The organism is Cryobacterium tepidiphilum, assembly GCF_003716325.1.
Taxonomy (GTDB): Bacteria; Actinomycetota; Actinomycetes; order Actinomycetales; family Microbacteriaceae; genus Cryobacterium; species Cryobacterium tepidiphilum.
In genome coordinates, this window is sequence record NZ_RDSR01000003.1 from 52,493 (window position 1) to 72,096 (window position 19,604).

The window sequence follows — 19,604 nt, forward strand, 5'->3', positions numbered from 1 at the left end:
TGTTACTTTCCTTTTGATTTGGTTGTGGTGGTCTCGCGCGGGACGGAGGCGTCGGCGGCCACGGCTGCGACCGCCGCCATCTCCTTGCGGCGTGCGCGGATACGGCTGTACAGCGTGCCCCCGAATGCCAGGATCGCGAACACGAGGAGCACCATGGCGATCGGTGCGGTGAAGAACCCGCCGAAGCCGTCGATGACGAGTGCGCGACGCAGGTTCGACTCGGCGAGCGGGCCGAGCAGCAGGCCGAGCACGACCGGGCCGGCCGGGAAGCCGGTGCGCTTCATGAGCACCCCGACGGCGCCGGCACAGAGCATCACCACCACGGTGTTGATGTCGTTGGTCGTCGCGTAGGTGCCGATGACGCAGAGGATCAGGACGGATGCCCACAGGTAGTTGCGGGGCAGGTCGAGGATCTTCACCAGCCCACGGACGCGGAACAGGTTCAGGCCCATGCTCACAAGCGTGGAGACGACCATGATTCCGGCGATGCTGGCCACGAGCGCGGGCTGCGTCGCGAAGAGCTGGGGCCCGGGCTGCAGGCCCCAGATGAGCATTGAGCCGAGCATCACCGCGTTGACGGAGTCGCCGGGGATGCCGAGGGCCATGGTGGTGGTGAGCGCGCCGCCGAGGGTGGAGGTCGACGCGGAGTCGGCGGCGACGAGGCCCTCGAAGGACCCCTTGCCGAATTCCTCCGGCTTCTTGGAGAGTGACTTCGCGCGGTCCCAGCCGATGAGCCCGGCGATGTCGCCACCCGCCGCCGGCACGATCCCGACGATCGTGCCGATGACCGAGCCGATGAGGAGGGGTTTGCCCATCTGCTTGTACTCGTTCTTCGACGGCCACCAGCGGCCCAGGGAGGCGACCGGCTTCAGGTGCAGTTTGTTGTGGCTGAGCATCTGGTCGAAGATCTCGGCGATGCCGAACAGGCCGATCACCACGGCAATGAAGTCGAGCTTGTCGCTCAGGACGTCCAAGCCGAACGTGAACCGAGGGTCGGCGGTGATCGGGTCGTGGCCGATCGTCGCCAGGAACAGGCCGAACAGGCCGGCGATGATGCCCTTGATCAGCGACTTCGACGAGATCGAGATCATGACCGTGAGGCCCAGGACCACGAGCGCGAAGAACTCGTACGGGCCGAAGTTCAGGGCGAATGATGCGATCGGAACCGCGGCGACCGAGAACACGACCATGCTGACCAGGATGCCGATGGCGGCAGCGAAGCCGGAGATCACGAGCGCCAGACCCGCCTTGCCCTGTTTGGCAAGCGGATACCCGTCGAACGTCGTCGAGATCGCCGCCGGAGTCCCCGGGGTGTTGACGAGGATCGCTGGAATCCTGTCCCCGAAGTTCGCACCGGTGTAGATCGAGAGGAGCACGGCCAAGCCCTGCACGGGCGACATGGTCAGCGTGAAGCCGGAGGCCAGGGCGACGGCCATGGTGGCCGTGATGCCGGGGAATGCGCCGACAAGCATTCCCAGGCCGATGCCGACCGCCATGCCCAACAGCACGGTGGGATCGAGCAGGGCGGTCAATCCTTCAACCCAGGGGTTCATAGCGGCACCTTCAGGAACGTGTGGAAGAGCAGGTAGATGCAGGCAATCGTGGCGATGGGATAGATGACGAGCGCCTTCCAGCCACGGCCGTCATAGACCCACATCAGTGCGACCAGGAGGATCACGGCCGGGATGACGAAGTTCCCCGTCAGCGTCCAAGCGACAAGGAAGAGCGCCGAAAGCACGATGGTCCAGGCGAGCCGTACCCAGCCGCCACGGTTGGTGCTCTCCAGGTCTTCGCGGTCGAAGGGGGGCCGGGTGAAGGCGATGACCGCCAGCAGGATGGACAGCGCCAGCGCGATACCGCACATGACCGTGGGCCACCAGCGCGGGTCGATTCCGCCGGTCTCGGTGCGCACCCCGATGAGGCGCGAGCCGATGAGGCCGGCGACGCAGAGCACCACGAGACCCAACGCGATGGCCACTTCCAGCTTGCGCGAGGGACGCGCCTGGAGCGCGGATACCTCGCGCTCCATCTCTTCGACGAGGGCGAGTTCCTCTGCGGAGATGCCCTCCTCCAGGCTCGGCGTGCGAGTGACGGCGTCAGCCGGGCGGGACGGCCCCGCGGCGGTTGCCGCGGAGCCGTCCTGCTTGTTACGACGTGATTTCACGATCGACCGGCGTCACTTGCCGAGGACTTCGCCGAAGCGCTCGTGCTCGTCGTTCACGAACTTCGTGAAGTCGTCAGCGCTCTTGTAGACGACGACCGTGCCCGTCTTGCTGATCGGGTCGACGAAGTCGGGCGACTTCACGGCCTTGGCGATCGCGTCTTCGAGCGTGGTCGCGACGTCGTCCGGCAGGCCCTTGGGCGCGTACAGGCCGCCCCACGCGCCGAACACCACGTCGTAGCCCTCAGACTTGGCGGTCGGAATGTCGGTGAACACGGGGTGCGGCTCGTCGCTGAACACGGCGAGCACGCGGAGCTGCCCGTTTTCGGCCGCGGTGTGGGTCTCGCCCGCACCGGCGACCACTGCGTCGACCTTGCCACCGGAGGCGGCGGTCACAGCGGGCGCGCCGCCATCGAACGGAACCGGGGTGAACTCGACGCCGGCCGCCTTGCCGAGCAGCTTGGTCGCAGCTTCCCACGAGGACCCGGCGCCGGAGTTGCTGACCGTGATCTTCTTGGTCTTCGCCGCCTCCACCAGGCTCTTGAGGTCCTTGTACGGGCTGTTGGCGGGAACCGCGATGGTGCCCGGCTGGTTCATGATCTCGCCCAGCAGCTGCACGTCGTCCGGGGAGACGTCGTAGCCGAGGTGGTCGAACATGGCCAGCTCGACGGGCGTGAACCCGATGTGGTAGCCGTCGGGCTTGAGGCCCGAGACGTACTTGACGGCGAGCGAGCCGGCGGCACCGGGGCGGTTCTCGACGATGATGCTCTGGCCGAGCTCCTTCTCGAGAACCTTGGCGATGGTGCGCGAGGCCAGGTCGGAACCGCCACCCGGAGCGGCCTGGACCGTCAGGGTGATGGGGTGCGAGGGGTAGTCGGAGCCCGAGGCAGCCTTGCCCGAGTCTCCCGATCCCCCGTTGGACGCACAGCCGGCCAGTGCGGCGGCCATGCCGACGGTGGCTGTGACGGCAAGGGCACGCTTGAGCATGCTGATGCGGTTGCGGTGGTGAAGTTTCACTTCAGTTCCCTTTCTCTGTGGTGCATTGGGTGGTGCGATTGGGTCGTGGATAAGCGGATGGGGCGGGCGTCAGCCCGCGGCCTCGATGGCGAGCCGCTCGTAGGCGGCGATCATGCGTTCCCGGGCCCGGTCGATGTGGTCGCTGACTTCGTCGGCGACGCGGTCGTCGGCCGCCCGGAGCATGCCGAGGAGGGAGTTGTGGTCTTCCGCCGACTTGTGCAGGCGTTCCTCCTGCCCGACGGCGGACTGCAGGATGGTGGCGAGGATCGGCATGTACTGGTGCCACACGTCGGCCAGGCGGCGATTGCCGGAGATCGTGAACAGCAGGCCGTGGAAATCAACGTCGGCGTCGGCGAACCCGGGGTGGTCATCGATGACGGCTGCTTCCCGCATCCGCTCGACGCAGCCCTGCATCTCGGCAAACTGTTGGTCGGTGGCGTGGACCACGACGGCTTTGACAGCGAGCAGTTCGAGCGCCTTGCGCAGGTCGTACAGGTGGCCGATGTCCTCAGCGGTGAGTCCGACGACGTAGGCCGCCCGCTTGCGGACGGCGACCAGTCCCTCGCGTTCCAGCTGTTTGAGGGCGTCGCGGATCGGCCCGCGGCTGACGTCGAACCGGCCGGCGAGTTCCTCTTCCACCAGGCGCATGCCGTCGGGGAGGTCGCGGCGCAGGATCATTTCCCGCAACCGCTGGGCGACCTGGGCACCGAGGTTGACGCTCTGAATCGAAATGGTGGAAACCACGCTGTCTCATCCTGTCTCGCGGTCCATTGTTAACCGTGAACAGAGAACAGTAAACAGATTTCCTAATAACATGTCAAGAAGCAGTTACCGCGATGAGGAGGCAATGATGACGACGTTCAAGCCCGTCCGGCGGAAGGCCTACGGGGAACAAGTCACCGAACACCTGCGGGATTCGATCGTTCGCGGCGAACTCGAGCTGGACCAGCGGCTCGTCGAGGAACAGCTGGCCGAGCGATTCGGCGTGAGCCGTGGCCCCATCCGAGAGGCATTGCGCCAGCTGGAGCTGGAGAGCCTGGTCGAGTCACGCGGGAACGGCACGTACGTGATCGGGATCAGCGAGAGGGACATCGACGAGCTCTACTCGCTGCGCGAGGCGATCGAGATCCTCGCCGCCGAGCTCGCGCTGCAGAACAGCACAGCCGAGGAGTGGGGCGAGCTGGCCGCGCTCGTCGCGCGGCTCGAGGCCGCCGCTGATGCCCGCGACGGCGACGAGTTCGCCGCCGCGGACATCCAGTTCCACAGCCTCATCTACACGCTCTCCGGACACCGCCGGCTGGCCGATGTCTGGTACCAGTACTCGGCGATGCTGAACACGCTGCTGCGCACGACCGTGCACGTCGACGCGGACCTCCATGAGTCCGCGGCCAAACACCGCGTCCTGCTGGAGCTCATGATGTCGGGTGACGGGTCGGCCGTCACGCGTGAACTGCGCGACCACCTCGAGGGCTCGCACCAACGGATGCTGGCGGCGCACCGCAAGGCGAAGAAAGACTGAGGCCATGGCGACTCTGAAGCGGCTCTGGGCCGACAACACCCTGGCCTATGGCGTGTGGAGCGGGCTGGACGACCCCATCGCCGCTGAGATCATCGGCCGATCGGGATTCGATTTCGTCGTGGTCGACCTGCAGCACGGATTCGCCGACATGGCTTCGGCCCCGGCTCTCATGAACGCGCTGGAGCACACGCCGTCGATCCCGGTGATCCGGGTGCCGTGGAACACCCCCGACCTGCTGATGCGAGCCCTCGACCTCGGCGCCGGCGCCGTGATCGTGCCCCTCGTGAGCACCGCTGCCGAGGCGCGGCGGGCTGCCGACGCGTGCCGGTACGCCCCGGCGGGCAATCGCAGCTGGGGACCGCTGTGGACCACCGCGCGGCGCACGCTGGTCGACGTCGCCGAGGGCGACGAGAAGGCCACCTGCATCGCCATGATCGAGACCGCGGAAGGGTTCGCGAACATCGATGAGATCGTCAGGGTCGACGGCCTGCATGCGATCTACGTCGGCCCGAACGACCTCGCCCTGAGCCTGGGCTTCGGACGGGTGCGATACCCGGAATCCCCCGAACTGCAGGCCGTCATCGAACGGATCGTCGACGCGGCCCACGAGGCCGGCATCGCCGTGGGTGTGGACTGCAACGGCACGGCGGAGATCGGGCACTGGCGCGACTACGGCGTGGACTTCGTGATCTCGCACACGGACACGACCCTGCTGCTGGAGTCGTCGGAGGCGGCGGCGCGCGCAGCCCGGGACTGACCGACCATCCTCAACCGGCCGCCGCCGCGGCTGCACCATCCCAACCGAAAGGAACACGCATGGACACCACCGCCTTCTTCGACGAGCACCTGTCGAAGCATCCCGTCATGGGCATCTTCCGCGGACTCTCTGCGACGCAGACCGTCGAGCTGTGCGAGAAGGCCTGGGCGGCCGGCGTGCAGCTGATCGAGGTCCCGATCCAGAGCGACGACGCGATCGCGACGCTCCGTGCCGTGATCGCGGCCGGCGCCGACCGCGGCAAGCTGGTCGGGGCGGGCACGGTCACCTCCCCCGCGCTGGTGCGCGCGGCCGCGGAGGCGGGCGCGCGCTTCACGGTGGCGCCCGACCTGAACGAGGAGGTGGCCCGCGAGGCCGACCGGCTGGGTGTCGCCCACCTGCCCGGCGTCGCCACCTCGACCGAGATCGGCAAGGCGCTCGGCCTCGGACTCGTCTGGCAGAAGATGTTCCCGGCGGCACAGCTCGGCGCCGACTGGGCGGCCGCCCAGCACGGGCCCTTCCCAGAGGTGCAGTTCGTCGCCACCGGTGGCATCAACGCCGGCAATGCCCAGTCGTTCCTCGATGCCGGCGTGCGCGCCGTGGCCGTGGGCTCCGCCTTCGCCGACCCGGAGCAGATCCGCCGGCTCGCCCTGCTCACGGCCGCCTCATGAGCGAGCCGACCACCCGCATCCTTCAGGCCCAGCCGATGATGTCGATGCTGCAGGATGACCTCGCGCGCGACTACTTTGTCGTACCGTTCACGGCGACCGACTCCGCGGCCGACCTCGCCGAGCGCGGCCGGGGCGTCGCCATCGCGGTCACCACCGGAGAGGCGGGCCTGGGCGCCGAGCAGCTCCGCGCGCTTCCCGACCTCCGCGCGATCGTGAACTTCGGCGCCGGGTACGACTCGAGCGACATCGCAACGGCGCGCCGGCAGGGCGTCGTCGTGAGCAACACCCCCGACGTGCTGACGGACTGCGTCGCCGACCTCGCCGTCGGCCTGGTCATCGACACGCTGCGTCGTGTGAGTCTCGCTGACCGGTTCCTGCGAGCCGGCCACTGGGCGAACGGCCCCTTTCCGCTCGCCGCGCGGGTGACGGGCAAGCGGATCGGCATCGTCGGACTCGGCCGCATCGGCCTGGCGATCGCCCACCGCCTGCGGGGCTTCGACGTGGCCATCTCGTACCACAACCGGCGCCCGAAGAACGACGTCGCCTACGACTACCTGGCCTCCGTCGAGGAGCTCGCCGCGTGGTGCGACGTGCTCATCGTCACCGCGCCGGGCGGCCCCGACTCACGAGGGCTCATCTCCGCCGACGTCCTTCGCGCGCTTGGCCCCGCCGGCTACCTCGTCAACATCGCACGGGGATCCGTCGTCGACGAGCCCGCCCTCGTGCAAGCGCTCATGGACGGCACGATCGCCGGCGCCGGGCTCGACGTCTTCGCCGACGAGCCGAACGTTCCCGAGGCGCTCACAGGTCTGGACAATGTGGTGCTGACGCCGCACATCGGCAGCGGGACCGTGGAGAGCCGTCGGGCGATGGCCGACCTCGTGCTGGCGAACATCCAGCGCTTCCGTCAGACGGGCGCGCTGGTGACACCGGTGCCCGAACAGCCGGCGTGACCGGGGTGCACTAGGGCTGTGTCGCACCGCCCTGCCCGGCGACGTTGAGCATCCAGTTCACGCCGAACTTGTCGGTGCACATGCCGAAGGTGTCGCCCCAGGGCGCCTGCTCCAGCGGCATCGTGACGCTGCCGCCCTCCACGAGCTTGTCCCAGTAGGCGCGCAGCTCCTGCTCGTCCTCGCCGCTGACGGAGAGGGAGTAGCCGCCCGACGGGGCGTCCATGCTGTTCGGCGTGTCCGACGCCATCAGGACGAACTCATTGCTCGACGTGAGCATCGAGTGCATGACCTTGTCGGCCTCGGCCGGGTCTTCCGACGCCTGGAAGTCGCCGAAGGTGCTGACCGTGAGGTCACCGCCGAACACCGACTGGTAGAACGTCATGGCGTCGCGGGCGGTGTCCCGGAAGCTCAGGTACGGGTTCAAGCGAGTCGTCATTGTCTGTACTTCCTTGTCAGGGCGCGCCGGACGGACGCGCCGTCGTTGCTGAAGATCACTCTACTCGTGCCATACACTCATCTCTCAGATAAGCGGCTAGGCAGGATGGGCGGAGCGGAACACACAATGCTCGACGTTGCGACACTACGGGTCGCGTTCGGTGTGGTGGCACTCACCCTGGTCTTCCTTTTCACCGTGACCACCCACCGCGGCCCCCGCTCGGCCTACAGCCGATGGTGGAGCCTGGCGCTCATCCTCTTCCTGGCGGGCTCGGCCGCCTATCTGTTCAATGGAACGCCGCACCAGGTCTGGGCCAACCCGCTCGGCAACGCCCTGCTGGTGGCCGGCGCCGCAGACGTGTGGGCGGGCGCCCGATCGCTGCGACTGCCGAGGCCGGAGGTCTGGCCCCTCGTCGCCGCCCCCGTCGTGGCCTTCGGCGTGGCCTCCCTCGACCACCCGGCCACCAACGTGTGGTCCGGCGGGGCCGCCTTCCTCGCCCTGATGAGCCTCATGATCGGGCTGGCCTCGTACGAGCTCTCCGCGCTTCCCCGGAGCTATTCCCGGGTGCGCCGGCCGATGTTCTTCGCGTCGGCGACGTTCTCCGCGTACTACTTCCTGCGGCTGGTCGCCTTCATGGCCGAGGGACCGGACGGCGCCACCTTCCGCGCCTACTTCGGATCGGCGGTCACCACGCTCGTCACCATGGTGCTCCTGGTCGTGGTCTCGTTCAGCATGGCGGCGCTCAGCAACGAGCAGCGCACCCGGGACCTGAACGCCCGGGCCATGCACGACAGCCTGACCGGGCTCCTCAACCGTGCCGGGTTCATCGAGGCGGCCACCGACACGGTGCGTCAGATGCAGCGCGAGAAGAGCTATGGGTCGCTGATCCTCGCCGACCTCGATCACTTCAAGTCCATCAACGACACCTACGGCCACCCGGCCGGCGACGACGTGCTGCAGGTGTTCGCCGGCGCCTGCATGGGCAGCATCCGGGCGACGGATGTCGTGGGCCGGTACGGCGGCGAGGAGTTCATCCTGCTCCTGCCCACGGCCGGTCCGGATCGGGCGCAGGAGGTGGTCGCCGAGATCAGTCGCAAGCTCACCGCCGCGCACGCGGACGATCCGCGTCTCGACCCGACCGCGAGTTACGGCATCGCCTCGTTCGGCCACGGGATCACCGACCTGAACAGCGTGATCGCCTCCGCGGATTCCGCGCTGTACCGGGCGAAGGCGCTCGGCCGCAACCGCTCTGAGCACGGCCTGCCCCAGTCGATCTAGGCGGCCGGGCTCAGGCGGCTGAGGGCTGGAACCTCCGGAGCCGGAGGCTGTTCGTCACCACGAACACCGACGAGAGCGCCATCGCTGCGCCCGCCACGAGCGGATTCAGCAGTCCCGCCATCGCCAGTGGGATGGCTGCCGTGTTGTAGGCGAACGCCCAGAACAGGTTCCCCTTGATGGTGCCGAGGGTGCGCCGGGCGAGCCGGATGGCGTCGACGGCCGTCTGCAGGTCACCGTGCACGAGGGTGATGTCGCTGGCCTCGATGGCCACGTCGGTGCCGGTTCCCATGGCGATGCCGAGGTCTGCCGTGGCGAGGGCGATCGCGTCGTTCACCCCGTCGCCGACCATGGCCACGACCCGGCCGTCGCCCTGGAGCCGGCGGACGACATCCGCTTTGTCCGCCGGCAGCGCACCGGCGATGACGTCGTCGATGCCGACCAGGTCGGCGACAGCGCGGGCGACCCCCGCGTTGTCGCCCGTGAGCAGGACCGGGTGGAGCCCGAGGGCACGGAGGCGGCGCACGGCAGCGGCGCTGGTCGGTTTCACGGTGTCGCCGATGGCGATGAGGCCGCGGAGGCGGCCGTCCCAGGCCACCGCGACGCTCGTCAGTCCGGCCTGCTCCTGGTCGTGGTGGAGCCGGGCGGCCTCGTCGGTCACCGGCACCTGCCAGTGGCCGACGAGCCACGGGAGCCGGCCCACGAGCACGAGGTGCCCGTCGACGACGGCCTGCACCCCGAAACCCTGCATGGATTCGAAGGCCTCGGCCGGGGGGAGCTCCTCATCCCGGCCGCGTGCGGCGTCGACGATGGCGGCGGCGATCGGATGCTCTGAGCCGTTCTCGGCGGCGCCCGCCAACCGCAGCACATCAGCCTCGTCCTCGCCGTCGAGGGCCGCCAGCCGGGCCAGCGCCATGCGCCCGTCAGTGATGGTTCCGGTCTTGTCGATCACGATGGTGTCGACCCGACGGGTCGATTCCAACACCTGCGGACCCTTGATCAGGATGCCGAGGCCGGCACCGCGGCCGGTGCCGACCAGCAGCGCGGTCGGTGTGGCGAGCCCCAGCGCGCACGGGCAGGCGATGATGAGTGTCGCGACGGCCGCCGTGAAGGCCGGCGCGGCGCCGGCGCCGGCGACGAGCCACCCGATGAGCGTGAGAACGGAGAGGCCGAGCACGACGGGGACGAAGACGGCGGCGACGCGGTCGGCGAGGCGCTGCACCTCCGCCTTCCCGGACTGGGCCTGTTCCATGAGCCACCCCATGCGGGCGATCTCGGTGTCGGCACCCACCCGGTCGGCCTGCACCACGAGCCGGCCGTGCACGTTGATGGTTCCTCCGGTGACCGGCTCCCCCGGGTGCACTTCGACCGGCACCGCCTCACCCGTGAGCATGCCGGCGTCGATCGCGGAGGCGCCGTCGACGATGTGGCCGTCGGCCGCGACCTTCTCCCCCGGCCGCACCACGAACCGGTCGCCGACGGCGAGGGACGCCGCGGCCACCCGGGTCTCGACTCCGTCCCGAAGCAGGGAGGCCATTTTCGGGCCGAGGTCGAGCAGGGCCCGCAGTGCCGCGCCGGAGCGCTTCTTCGCGCGGGCCTCGGCGTAGCGACCCGCGAGGATGAAGACCGTCACGGCCGACGCGACTTCGAGGTAGATCTCGTCGGTGCCGGAGCCCGGGCGCGCGACGACGCTGAAGCTCATGCCCATCCCGGGCTCACCGGCGGTGCCGAAGAACAGCGCGTACAGCGACCAGCCGAGCGCGGCGAGCACCCCCACGCTCACGAGGGTGTCCATCGTGGCGGCGCCGTGCCGGGCGTTGACCCAGGCGGCACGATGGAACGGCCACGCGCCCCACACGGCGACGGGGGCGGCGAGAACGAGGGCCAGCCACTGCCAGTTCGTGAACTGCAGGGCCGGGATCATCGACAGCAGGGCGACCGGCAGCGCGAGTGCCGCCGAGACCAGCAGTCGCTGCCGCAGCCTCAGGGTCTCCGCATCCTCCGGCTGCGCATCGCCTGATGCCGATGGTTCGGGCAGCGTGGCCGTGTAGCCGGCCGCTTCGACGGTGGCGATCGCATCGGCGACCGCCGTGCCGGCCGGCAGCGTGACATGCGCCTTCTCGGTGGCGTAGTTGACGCTCGCCTGCACCCCCGGCATCCGGTTGAGCTTCTTCTCGATCCTCGCCGAGCACGACGCGCAGGTCATGCCGCCGATGAGCAGTTCCACGCGGTCACCGGTGACGGCGGCGCGTGGCTCCTGCGCGGACGTCGCTGCGGGAACGGTCACGTCGGCTCCTCTCCTGCGGGCGCCAGCGGGCCCGTCCGTACCTGACACTATACCCCCGGGGGGTAAGTGAGGCAAGGTGGCATGCGGACGGGCCGCTGGGGCAGGCACGGGTGCGCTACTTGGACTCCTTCTTCACGGTCACCGATACGCTGAACGGGCCGATGCCGATCTCGATCGTGATGGTCTTGGTCTTGGTGCCGCCGGTGTTGCTGCGGGCCAGGGTGCCGGGGGTGCCCTCGCTTCCGGAGGGGCCGTCGACGGCCGTGATGGTGACGACGCTCTCCACGCCGAGTTCGCCGAACAGCTTCTCCACACTGGAGCTGCTGCCGCGGTGGACGGCGTCGATCACCTTCTTCGTGAGGTCGTCGTCGCCCGAGAGTGCCTCCGCGACCTTCCCCACCTGTCGCACGTAGTGCTGCACGCCCTCGACGTGATGGAGATCGGCCTCGCGCCCCCGGGACTGCTCCCGTCCGTCGTTTCCAGAGCTTCCTGCGTTCATGATGGACCCTTCAGCACACCGTCCTTGGTGTGCTCCTGGCGCCATATTAAGACCGTCCGGCACCCCGGTCCAGTGCCGCCCGCTGCGGTCGTCCCGGCCGGCCGAAGTGCTGCTGCAGCACCCGCCCCCACTTGTTCGCCGGCAGCTCGGGATTGAGCGCTGCCATCCCCGTGCCGTACTTGGAGATGACAGCGGGCCGGTGCCCGTGCGACCAGAGCAGGCGGTCGACGGCGGATGCCCGTTGTCCCGATTTGGTCTCGACGATCGCCATGGCCAGCCGCTCCAGGCGCTTGCCCGTGTCGAGCTCCCACGACAGCTGGGTGTCGATCGTGGCGCGACTGCCCGACGAGGGCAGGAACAGGGTCGTGCGGGTGTAGCGCGTCGTGAGGACCGGGATGAGACTGCCGGGATCGACGCCGGGCACGCCCGTTTCGGTGAAGACCGCCTGCACGTATCCGCGCCCCTCGTCGGTGAGCAGGCGCACGTCAGCGCCCAGGTACGGCACGCGATCCTTCACCGTGCTGCTGCGCCCCCCGCGCGTCTTCACCTCGAGGTAGCTCTGCGCCGACTCGAGGTAGGTGCGGGTGCGGATCTTGAACCGGCGCCGCCGGCCGTGCTCGGCGAGCCAATAGCTGCGGAGGTCGGGGGTGTCGAAGTACACCGACTCGTAGCCGAGGCCGCGAAGGCCCGCGATCTCGACCACGCGCGCGTCGTCCTCGACGCCGGCCAGCACGGCGCCCAGCTCCGGGACGGGAACCACGTACTTGCGGTCCACCCGCGTCTGCAGGCTCGCCTGCGCGATGATCTCGTCGAGGCTGATCGCGGCGAGCCCGGCGATGACGTCGCCCGGCCGCACCTGCTCGTCGACTACCGCATCCGTGTACTCGTCGAGGAGGGGCGCCGCATCGACACCGGGGACGCCGACGCGCTCGTCCGCGATGGTCATCGCGCGAGTTCCTGCCGAACCGGAAGCGCTTCGCGGGCGAGCGACAGGCTCTCACCGACCTGGTACCGCACGTCGACGACCGTGGTGTCGTTGACCAGGTCGAGGCGGCGCACCTGGATGGAGCGCACCCGCGCGCCGAGCAGCACCGCGACATGACCGGTCAGTTCGTCCTCATTGGTGAACGCGCTGTCGAGCACCAGCGTCTGCTGGCGGTACCGGCGAAAGAGCCGGGGGTGGTCGCCGACGAACAGCACCAGGATGATGAGGGCCATGAGGCAGATGGCCATGATGTTCATGATGGAGTTCAGCCCCGCGATGAGCCCGAGTGCGAGGGAGGCGAAGTAGTACGCCACCTCATGCTGGGTGATCTCGTCGGAACGCAGCCGGATGATGGAGAGCACGCCGAACAGCCCGAGGCCGAGGCCCGCGCCGATGGGCGCCGACCCGAGCACGATGGCGACGGCGAGAACTCCGACGTTCACCCCCAGGAACGCCACGACGAGATCTCGGCGGTGGTGCCGGGGAAAGTAGAGCGCGAACGTCAGCAGGCTGACGGCGACGAGGTCGATGGCGATGAAGACGGCTTGGTACACGGAATGCTCCAGTTACGTTCGGGTCAGCAAGTGGAATGCATGTTGGGTGAGCAACACTCATTAGTGTGCCGCCTGGCCCTCGCCGCGTCTACGGAGGAATCGCTCCTCGCGGACATCCGCCGCGATTTCACCCCCGAAGTGGGGGCATATCGGCCGGTTGTCAGCCGCCGACCCGGGAGTGGTCGCCGAGGCCGTGCCAGGAACGGTTGTGGTACACGAGGGGCGCTGCCGCGCTGTCGTCCGGCAGCCGGGCCTCGAGGGCGTGCAGCGCGATCACGGTGGACGCACCGGCGCGCATGCGCCCCACGATCGTGCCGCGGATCCAGGTGTCCACGCCGGTGAAGTACGGCTCACCCGACGCCAGCCGGTCCCAGCTGCCGCGGTCGGCGAAGCGGTCCACTCCGCTCGTGGCGCAGAGCCTCGCCAGGTGCAGCTGGTCCGCCCCCAGGAGGTGGACGACCAGGCTGCCCGCACGCTGGATGCTGCCCGCGCTGGATGACTGGTCGGAGAGCGAGAAGACGAGCAGGGGCGGGTCGACGCTGACCGAGAAGACGGATGTCGCGGTCAGTGCGACCGGCCCGTCCCCGGCATCCGCTGTGATGACGGCCACCCCGGCCGGGTGGTTGCGGAACGCCTGCGTGAAGTCCGCGGCGTCGAGGCCGCGGCCGACGCCGCCGCCGGCGAACCGCACCTCCGGCTGCTCCCGGCTGATCGCCTGGTTGGCTCCCATGTCACCCTCCCCACTCCGTTCGTCCTTCAACGATCCACCCGCGCGGGGCACGCGTGCATCGATGTTGCGGAGTGTGACGGGCGCGCCGGGGCGCCGAAGGGTCAGCCGATGAGGTCCAGGTGGTGCTCGGCCGCCACGTTCGGGTGGGCGCGGAGGCGGTACCGGAGCGCGTTGTCGCCGTAGGTCTGCAGGATCGGGCTGTTCGTCGGGTCGACCGACAGGCCCCTGGCGCGTTCGGCGAGTTCCGGAGGCAGCTGCAGCGCGGGCATCACGGTGTCGAGCGCCGGGTTGAAGAAGAACGGGATGGAGATGCGGTCGGTGCGCACCCGGGGCGAGACCACCCGGTGCAGGGTCGCCTTCAGGTACCCACCGGTGGCCAACTCGAGCATCTCGCCGACGTTCACCACGAAGGCCCCGGGCACCGACGGGGCTTCGATCCACTCCCCCTCGTGTTCGACCTGCAGGCCGCCCTTGCCGGGCTCGACGAGCAGGAGGGTCAGCACGCCGCCGTCGCGATGCGCACCGACACCCTGCCGCTCCTCCGAGCCGGTCTCGCCCGGGTAGCGCACGATCTTGATCGACGGGAACGGACTGCGCGCGAATGCGTCGTCGAAGACGTCCTCGGGCGCCCCGAGCGACAGGGCCCAGGCGCGCAGCAGGCGCAGGGACACCGCGGAGAGCTTCTCGGTCCACTCGTTGGCCGCGGCCTCGAGGCCGGGCAGGGCAGCGGGCCACAGGTTCGGCCCTTCCAGCCGCCAGTAGTCGGCCACGCCCGGGCCGGGCTCGACGGCCTCGCGCTCGACGCCGATGTCGATCTGCTCCCGCCAGTCGACGTCGCCGTGGGTGCGTTCCCCGCCCATCCGGGTGTAGCCGCGGAACTGCGGGCTGCGGGTGTTCTCGATCGCGAGCTTCTCCTCGGCGGGCAGCTCGAAGAAGCGCTGCGAGATCGACAGCATCTCGTCGATGAGCTCCTGCTCCACCCCGTGCCCCACCAGGTAGAAGAAGCCCACGTCGTGGGTGATCTCGCGGAGCTCGTCACGGAAGGCGGCAGCTTCCGCGGGCCCGGCGTCGAGGCGGGAAAGGTCGAGGATGGGGAGTGAGGTCAGCATCCGTTGATTGTTTCACCGACTCACGACCGCGTTCTCGTTTGTTACGACTGGTCGCCTGTTACGACTGGTCGCCGTACGCTGGCAGGAGTCCGGCTGACGCCGGCACCCGTCGACGACCAAGGAGCACACGACATGACCCCTGCCTCCACCAGCGGTGCGACCGTCCCCCGCCTCACCCTGAACACCGGGGCGTCGATTCCCCAGCTCGGCCTCGGCGTCTTCCAGGTGCCGCCGGAGGACACCCGCGGCGTGGTCACAGCCGGTCTTTCGGCAGGGTACCGGAGCATCGACACGGCGGCGCGGTACCAGAACGAGGCCGGCGTGGGCGAGGCGATCGCCGAGTCGTCCGTGCCACGGGACGAGGTGTTCGTGACGACCAAACTCGCCAACGACGACCAGGGGTACGACCAGGCGCACGTCGCGTTCAATGACAGCCTGGAGGAGCTCGGGCTCGACGCGGTGGACCTGTATCTCATCCACTGGCCGGCGCCCAAGCGCGGCGAGTACCTCAACTGCTGGCGCGCCTTCGAGGAGTTCCACCGGGCCGGACGAGCCCGTGCGATCGGCGTCTCCAACTTCCTCGTGCCGCACCTGGAGCGCCTGCTTGAGAACGCGCACACGGTGCCGGCGGTGAACCAGATCGAGCTGCACCCCTACCTTCAGCAGCAGGAGCTGCGAACCTTCCACGCCGAGCACGGCATTCTCACCGAGGCGTGGAGCCCGCTGGCCCAGGGCGCTGTGCTGAACGACCCGGTGATCGTCGGAATCGCCGAGCGACTCGGCCGCTCCCCCGCCCAGGTCGTGCTGCGCTGGCACATCCAGCTGGGCACCGTCGTGATTCCGAAGTCGGTCACACCCGCACGCCAGGCCGAGAACATCGACGTGTTCGATTTCGAGCTCGACGAGCAGGCGATGGCCCAGATCGCCGGGCTGGACCGCGGCGAGCGCACCGGCTTCCACCCGGACGAGTTCAACGGATTCCCGGAGGACTTCCAGAAGCGGTAGTCGTCACCGCCTGGCGCGCGTCCAGTCCAGGAGCCGGTCCAGCGGCCATGTGGTGATGATGCGCTCGGGCGGCACGCCGTTCCGCGACGCCCGGGCGGCGCCGTACTGCAGGAAGTCGAGCTGTCCCGGCGCGTGCGCGTCGGTGTCGATGCTGAACAGGCACCCCGCCTCGAGCGCGAGCGCGATGAGCTCGTCGGGCGGGTCCTGCCGCTCGGGACGGGAGTTGATCTCGACAGCGACGTCGTTCTCGGCGCAGGCCGCGAACACGCGCGGGGCGTCGAAGTCCGAGGGCGGCCGCGGCGCGCGCGACCCTTGCACGAGGCGGCCGGTGCAGTGCCCGAGCACGTTGGTGTGCGGGTCGGCGATGCCCCGGAGCATCCGCTGGGTCATGGTGCGCGAGTCGGACCGGAGCTTGGAGTGCACGCTCGCGACGACGACATCGAGCCGGTCGAGCATCTGTGGCGTCTGGTCGAGTTCACCGCTTTCGAGGATGTCGACCTCGATGCCGGCCAGCAGCCGGAAAGCGCCTTCGCCGGCGTTGATTCCGGCCACGACGTCGAGCTCCTCGGCCAGGCGCTCTGCGGAGAGGCCGTTGGCCACGGTGAGGTTCGGCGAGTGATCGGTGAGTGCCAGGTACTCCCGGCCGAGCAGCCGTGCCGCGTCGGCCATGAGTTCGATCGAGGTTCCCCCGTCTGACCAGTCGCTGTGGCTGTGCAGGTCACCGCGGAGCAGTGGCAGCACATCACCGGTCCCCTCGGCCAGCGGCGCGGAGCCGCGTTTCCGGAGGGCCAGCAGGTAGTCCGGAACCTGCCCGTCGACGGTCTCGCTGATGACCTCGAACGTGCGGCCGCCGATACCCTTCATGGCCTTCAACCGTCCGTCGCGGGCACGGTCGGCGACGTCTGCCGAGTCGAGTTTGCCGATCGCGGCGGCGGCCTTGCGGAACGCCTGCACCTTGAACACGGGGGCGAGCTCCCGTTCCAGCCAGAATGCGATCTCGTTCAGTGCGTCGACGGGGTCCATTCCCCCATCTTGCGCCCGATGCGGCCGACGCCCCACGTCCCCGCCGTTCCACCCGGGCGGGGCCGGCGCGTCAGAGCACGGATGCGAGGGTGGCCAGGGTGACGACGACCGGAGCCACGACGAGGCCCAGCAGCATGTAGCGCGCCCAGGAGATTTCGACGCCCATCGCAGTGAGCCGCTGGTGCCAGAGCAGGGTCGCCAGCGACGCCCACGGCGTGACCAGCGGGCCCGCATTCACGCCGATGAGCAGTGCGACGAGACGCGCCGGCGAATCGGCCACCGGCTCCACCGCGAGGTAGGCGGGCAGGTTGTCGATCGCGTTGGCCCCGACCGCCCCGACACCGGCCAGCCGCAGCAGGGCGCCGGTGTCCTCGCCGGAGCCGGCCACGGTGGCCAGGAGGGCCTCGAGGCCGAGGGCGTGGGCAGCCTCCACGACGAGGAACAGTCCGGCGGCCAGCAGCACCAGCTGCCAGGGCACGAGCGACACCGCAAGCGCGCGGGGCCGCCGGATCAGGAACGCGCCCGCCAGGAGCACGGCGGCCACGCTCGCGGGGATCCACACCGGCAGGCCTGAGACCAGGGCGGGCAGGAGCAGGGCGACCACGGCCGCCGTGAACACGAGCAGCGGCACGTCGTCGACGGGCGCCCGCACCTCGGGCTGGTACGACACGAGGAGCGCGCGCCGGAACAGCACGAAGATGACGACGACGGGCACGATGACAGCGACGAGGGCGGCCGCCCAGGTGAGGCGGGCGAAGTCGAGCGGGCTCGGGCCGCCGAGCCGGTGCTGGGCGAGAAGGTTCGTGAGGTTCGACACCGGCAGCAGCAGCGATGCGGTGTTGGCCAGCCACACCGTCGTCAGCGCGAACGGGAGCGGGCTGAGCCCGACATGCCGAGCCAGCACGATGACCACGGGCGTGAGCAGCACCGCCGTGGTGTCGAGAGAGAGGAACACGGTACTGAGCACGGCGAGGACGACGACGAGCAACCAGAGCAGCCACGCCCTCCCCCGGCCCCACCGCGCCGCCTGCTCCGCGAGCACCCGGAAGAGCCCGGCCTCGGAGGCCAGTTCGGTGACCACGGTGATGGCGACGACGAAGGCGAGGATGGGCCAGACGCGTTCCCCGAGCGCCGCGGCGGCACCGGGCGTGAGGACGCCGGACAGGATCGCGACCACCCCGACGACGATGAGCAGGACCCCGGTGACCGCAGTGCGCACCTGTTCCTCCTCGTTCCGCTCTTCGAGGGTAGACCCCGCCTCGCGGCGACCCGCTCAGGCGCCGGGCGCGCCGTTTGCCGCCAAGGCGGCCTCGATCATGCGCTCCAGGCGCACAAGGCCCACGTAGCGCCCGGCGTTGTCTGTGGCGAGCACGGGCTCGAAGCGACTGCCCCGCTCGCGCGTGAGGGCCCGCCGCAGCGCGTCGGCGATCCCGGTGTCGAGGTTGGCTCGGAGGCCGGGGCTCGTGACGCCGAGGTGCGACGCGTCGCTCTCGAGCACCGCGAGCGGCCGGTGATGCCGGTCGATGAGCACCACGGATGCGAGGTTCGGGTCGGCGACGAAGGCGGCGGATGCCTCGGCGGTGTCCGCCACCGTCGGAACGCGCTCCACGATGTCGCGGATCGTGAGTTTCTGCCCCTGATCCAGCCGGGCGGCCAGCCGGAGACCGACATCCGGGTCGATGCCCGCCCAGGCCGGTGCGGGCCGGGCCAGGCAGTAGCCCTGCACAAGCGGTACGCCGAGCTGCACGAGGGTGTCGAGCTCGTCCACGCGCTCGACGCCCTCGGCGAGCAGCCACGCGTCGATGCGGCTCGCGAACGTGCCGATCATCTCGATGAGGGCCCGCTTGGCTTCATCACGGTCGACGTCCTGCACGAGGGCGCGGTCGAGTTTGATCAGCGCCGGTCGCAGCGCGAGCAGGTGTCCGAGGCCCGCGTATCCGGCGCCCGCGTCGTCGACGGCGATGAGCGCCCCGGCGGCGCGCAGCCGGTTGAGATCGGGCTCCAGGGCCAGGTATGACTCGATCGGGGTCTGTTCGGTGAGCTCGATGATCAGTCCGCCCAGGTCCCCCTGGTCGCGCCAGATCGCGCGCACGCTGTCGGTGACAAGAAGGTCGGGTGACACGTTCACCGTGAGGAAGCAGTTCTGCGGCAGGTCGGGGCGTGCCGCGAGCGCCGAACGCAGGGCGACGACCTCGAGCTGCTCGGCGCATCCGTACCGGCGGGCGGCGGCGAACCAGGCCTCCGGGTTGCGCTCCGGGTAGCCGTCGAAGCGGGCCAGCGCCTCGTATCCGACGACGGAACCACGGGCCGTGTCGACGATGGGTTGGAAGACGCTCGAGACGCCCGCCCCCGAGCACGCCGAATCGAGCATTCCCGGCCAGTCGAGCCCGGTTTCGGGCGCGTGGGCCGGGGGCACCGGTTAGGAGACCGGGACGATGGCGCCGCGCACCGCGTCGGCCATCGACGGCGGGACCTCGGTCACGCCGTGCACAGAGGCGGCGTGCGCCATCACCTCGAACAGGATCTCATCGTCGGTCGAGCACACCCAGCGGGCTTCGCAGCCCGGAACGACATCACCGCACGCAAATGACTTCATGATCGAGACACTAGCGGAACCGGCGCACGC

21 protein-coding genes are annotated in these 19,604 nt (G+C 69.5%); 6 read left to right on the top strand and 15 right to left on the bottom strand.

Annotated elements, in window-relative coordinates; translation table 11 throughout:
• Positions 1–2: 2 nt before the first annotated feature.
• The 4 genes from EEJ31_RS02635 to EEJ31_RS02650 form a co-directional block, all read right to left on the bottom strand.
• Positions 3–1,553, bottom strand: coding sequence for a tripartite tricarboxylate transporter permease (locus tag EEJ31_RS02635; protein ID WP_123044743.1), 1,551 nt, complete (start codon positions 1,551–1,553; stop codon positions 3–5).
• Positions 1,550–2,164: a tripartite tricarboxylate transporter TctB family protein gene (locus tag EEJ31_RS02640; protein ID WP_123044744.1), complete on the bottom strand. Its 615-nt coding sequence runs from the start codon at positions 2,162–2,164 to the stop codon at positions 1,550–1,552. The genes EEJ31_RS02635 and EEJ31_RS02640 overlap by 4 nt, the downstream gene beginning before the upstream one ends.
• 12 nt (positions 2,165–2,176) lie before the next feature.
• Entirely contained in the window at positions 2,177–3,178 is a 1,002-nt protein-coding gene (locus EEJ31_RS02645) for a tripartite tricarboxylate transporter substrate binding protein (RefSeq protein WP_233563689.1), read from the bottom strand.
• Between the two features lie 69 nt (positions 3,179–3,247).
• Positions 3,248–3,922 carry a GntR family transcriptional regulator gene (locus EEJ31_RS02650; RefSeq protein ID WP_148040112.1) on the bottom strand — a complete coding sequence of 225 codons (675 nt, stop codon included), beginning with the start codon at positions 3,920–3,922 and terminating at the stop codon, positions 3,248–3,250.
• Positions 3,923–3,992: 70 nt separating this feature from the next.
• On the opposite strand from EEJ31_RS02650, the gene EEJ31_RS02655 reads away from it, so the two are divergent.
• From EEJ31_RS02655 to EEJ31_RS02670, 4 genes are read left to right on the top strand one after another with little or no spacing between them, the layout of a single operon-like run.
• Positions 3,993–4,697 (top strand): GntR family transcriptional regulator, encoded by a 705-nt coding sequence (locus EEJ31_RS02655; protein WP_158603882.1) that lies wholly within the window; start codon positions 3,993–3,995, stop codon positions 4,695–4,697.
• Between the two features lie 4 nt (positions 4,698–4,701).
• The gene (locus EEJ31_RS02660) at positions 4,702–5,454 is read left to right on the top strand and encodes an HpcH/HpaI aldolase family protein (protein WP_123044747.1); all 753 of its coding nucleotides are present in this window, start codon (positions 4,702–4,704) and stop codon (positions 5,452–5,454) included.
• A gap of 59 nt (positions 5,455–5,513) precedes the next feature.
• Complete coding sequence (locus tag EEJ31_RS02665) at positions 5,514–6,122, top strand: bifunctional 4-hydroxy-2-oxoglutarate aldolase/2-dehydro-3-deoxy-phosphogluconate aldolase (protein WP_123044748.1); 609 nt, start codon at positions 5,514–5,516, stop codon at positions 6,120–6,122.
• Complete coding sequence (locus EEJ31_RS02670; protein WP_123044749.1) at positions 6,119–7,075, top strand: 2-hydroxyacid dehydrogenase; 957 nt, start codon at positions 6,119–6,121, stop codon at positions 7,073–7,075. Before EEJ31_RS02665 ends, EEJ31_RS02670 begins: the two co-directional genes overlap by 4 nt.
• Before the next feature lie 10 nt (positions 7,076–7,085).
• On the opposite strand, the gene EEJ31_RS02675 is transcribed toward EEJ31_RS02670, so the two are convergent.
• Positions 7,086–7,511, bottom strand: a complete 426-nt coding sequence (locus EEJ31_RS02675) for a VOC family protein (protein ID WP_123044750.1) — start codon at positions 7,509–7,511, stop codon at positions 7,086–7,088.
• Between the two features lie 126 nt (positions 7,512–7,637).
• Between EEJ31_RS02675 and EEJ31_RS02680 the strand changes: the two genes are divergently transcribed.
• Positions 7,638–8,789, top strand: coding sequence for a GGDEF domain-containing protein (locus EEJ31_RS02680; RefSeq protein ID WP_123044751.1), 1,152 nt, complete (start codon positions 7,638–7,640; stop codon positions 8,787–8,789).
• 10 nt (positions 8,790–8,799) lie between these two features.
• Here EEJ31_RS02680 and EEJ31_RS02685 read toward each other — a convergent pair whose 3' ends face one another.
• The 6 genes from EEJ31_RS02685 to EEJ31_RS02710 form a co-directional block, all read right to left on the bottom strand.
• Entirely contained in the window at positions 8,800–10,992 is a 2,193-nt protein-coding gene (locus EEJ31_RS02685; RefSeq protein ID WP_123044863.1) for a heavy metal translocating P-type ATPase, read from the bottom strand.
• A gap of 196 nt (positions 10,993–11,188) precedes the next feature.
• Positions 11,189–11,572: a hypothetical protein gene (locus EEJ31_RS02690; RefSeq protein WP_123044752.1), complete on the bottom strand. Its 384-nt coding sequence runs from the start codon at positions 11,570–11,572 to the stop codon at positions 11,189–11,191.
• Positions 11,573–11,618: 46 nt separating this feature from the next.
• On the bottom strand, positions 11,619–12,518 hold the full coding sequence (locus EEJ31_RS02695) for a VTC domain-containing protein (protein ID WP_123044753.1): 900 nt from the start codon (positions 12,516–12,518) through the stop codon (positions 11,619–11,621).
• The gene (locus EEJ31_RS02700) at positions 12,515–13,111 is read right to left on the bottom strand and encodes a DUF4956 domain-containing protein (RefSeq protein ID WP_123044754.1); all 597 of its coding nucleotides are present in this window, start codon (positions 13,109–13,111) and stop codon (positions 12,515–12,517) included. The genes EEJ31_RS02695 and EEJ31_RS02700 overlap by 4 nt, the downstream gene beginning before the upstream one ends.
• Positions 13,112–13,271: 160 nt before the next feature.
• A complete protein-coding gene (locus tag EEJ31_RS02705) occupies positions 13,272–13,841 on the bottom strand; it encodes a flavin reductase family protein (protein WP_123044755.1) in 570 nt (189 codons plus the stop codon).
• A 101-nt stretch (positions 13,842–13,942) separates the two neighbouring features.
• Positions 13,943–14,950 carry an isopenicillin N synthase family dioxygenase gene (locus EEJ31_RS02710; protein WP_123044756.1) on the bottom strand — a complete coding sequence of 336 codons (1,008 nt, stop codon included), beginning with the start codon at positions 14,948–14,950 and terminating at the stop codon, positions 13,943–13,945.
• 132 nt (positions 14,951–15,082) lie between these two features.
• On the opposite strand from EEJ31_RS02710, the gene EEJ31_RS02715 reads away from it, so the two are divergent.
• Positions 15,083–15,955, top strand: a complete 873-nt coding sequence (locus tag EEJ31_RS02715; protein WP_123044757.1) for an aldo/keto reductase — start codon at positions 15,083–15,085, stop codon at positions 15,953–15,955.
• 3 nt (positions 15,956–15,958) lie between these two features.
• Here EEJ31_RS02715 and EEJ31_RS02720 read toward each other — a convergent pair whose 3' ends face one another.
• From EEJ31_RS02720 to EEJ31_RS02735, 4 genes are all read right to left on the bottom strand, one after another.
• A complete protein-coding gene (locus EEJ31_RS02720) occupies positions 15,959–16,978 on the bottom strand; it encodes a PHP domain-containing protein (RefSeq protein WP_123044758.1) in 1,020 nt (339 codons plus the stop codon).
• A 70-nt stretch (positions 16,979–17,048) separates the two neighbouring features.
• The gene (locus tag EEJ31_RS02725; protein ID WP_123044759.1) at positions 17,049–18,197 is read right to left on the bottom strand and encodes an SLC13 family permease; all 1,149 of its coding nucleotides are present in this window, start codon (positions 18,195–18,197) and stop codon (positions 17,049–17,051) included.
• 54 nt (positions 18,198–18,251) lie between these two features.
• Positions 18,252–19,349 carry an EAL domain-containing protein gene (locus EEJ31_RS02730; RefSeq protein ID WP_123044760.1) on the bottom strand — a complete coding sequence of 366 codons (1,098 nt, stop codon included), beginning with the start codon at positions 19,347–19,349 and terminating at the stop codon, positions 18,252–18,254.
• Positions 19,350–19,397: 48 nt separating this feature from the next.
• Positions 19,398–19,574: a DUF1059 domain-containing protein gene (locus EEJ31_RS02735; RefSeq protein ID WP_123044864.1), complete on the bottom strand. Its 177-nt coding sequence runs from the start codon at positions 19,572–19,574 to the stop codon at positions 19,398–19,400.
• Positions 19,575–19,604 lie beyond the last annotated feature (30 nt).

What these genes read in the sequence shown, in the direction of transcription:
- EEJ31_RS02635 (WP_123044743.1), bottom strand. Translation starts at nt 1,553, where the DNA reads ATGAACCCCTGGGTTGAAGGATTGACCGCCCTGCTCGATCCCACCGTG.
- EEJ31_RS02655 (WP_158603882.1), top strand. Translation starts at nt 3,993, where the DNA reads ATGTCAAGAAGCAGTTACCGCGATGAGGAGGCAATGATGACGACGTTC.
- EEJ31_RS02660 (WP_123044747.1), top strand. Translation starts at nt 4,702, where the DNA reads ATGGCGACTCTGAAGCGGCTCTGGGCCGACAACACCCTGGCCTATGGC.
- EEJ31_RS02665 (WP_123044748.1), top strand. Translation starts at nt 5,514, where the DNA reads ATGGACACCACCGCCTTCTTCGACGAGCACCTGTCGAAGCATCCCGTC.
- EEJ31_RS02670 (WP_123044749.1), top strand. Translation starts at nt 6,119, where the DNA reads ATGAGCGAGCCGACCACCCGCATCCTTCAGGCCCAGCCGATGATGTCG.
- EEJ31_RS02675 (WP_123044750.1), bottom strand. Translation starts at nt 7,511, where the DNA reads ATGACGACTCGCTTGAACCCGTACCTGAGCTTCCGGGACACCGCCCGC.
- EEJ31_RS02680 (WP_123044751.1), top strand. Translation starts at nt 7,638, where the DNA reads ATGCTCGACGTTGCGACACTACGGGTCGCGTTCGGTGTGGTGGCACTC.
- EEJ31_RS02685 (WP_123044863.1), bottom strand. Translation starts at nt 10,992, where the DNA reads ATGACCTGCGCGTCGTGCTCGGCGAGGATCGAGAAGAAGCTCAACCGG.
- EEJ31_RS02690 (WP_123044752.1), bottom strand. Translation starts at nt 11,572, where the DNA reads ATGAACGCAGGAAGCTCTGGAAACGACGGACGGGAGCAGTCCCGGGGG.
- EEJ31_RS02695 (WP_123044753.1), bottom strand. Translation starts at nt 12,518, where the DNA reads ATGACCATCGCGGACGAGCGCGTCGGCGTCCCCGGTGTCGATGCGGCG.
- EEJ31_RS02705 (WP_123044755.1), bottom strand. Translation starts at nt 13,841, where the DNA reads ATGGGAGCCAACCAGGCGATCAGCCGGGAGCAGCCGGAGGTGCGGTTC.
- EEJ31_RS02710 (WP_123044756.1), bottom strand. Translation starts at nt 14,950, where the DNA reads ATGCTGACCTCACTCCCCATCCTCGACCTTTCCCGCCTCGACGCCGGG.
- EEJ31_RS02715 (WP_123044757.1), top strand. Translation starts at nt 15,083, where the DNA reads ATGACCCCTGCCTCCACCAGCGGTGCGACCGTCCCCCGCCTCACCCTG.
- EEJ31_RS02720 (WP_123044758.1), bottom strand. Translation starts at nt 16,978, where the DNA reads ATGGACCCCGTCGACGCACTGAACGAGATCGCATTCTGGCTGGAACGG.
- EEJ31_RS02730 (WP_123044760.1), bottom strand. Translation starts at nt 19,349, where the DNA reads ATGCTCGATTCGGCGTGCTCGGGGGCGGGCGTCTCGAGCGTCTTCCAA.
- EEJ31_RS02735 (WP_123044864.1), bottom strand. Translation starts at nt 19,574, where the DNA reads ATGAAGTCATTTGCGTGCGGTGATGTCGTTCCGGGCTGCGAAGCCCGC.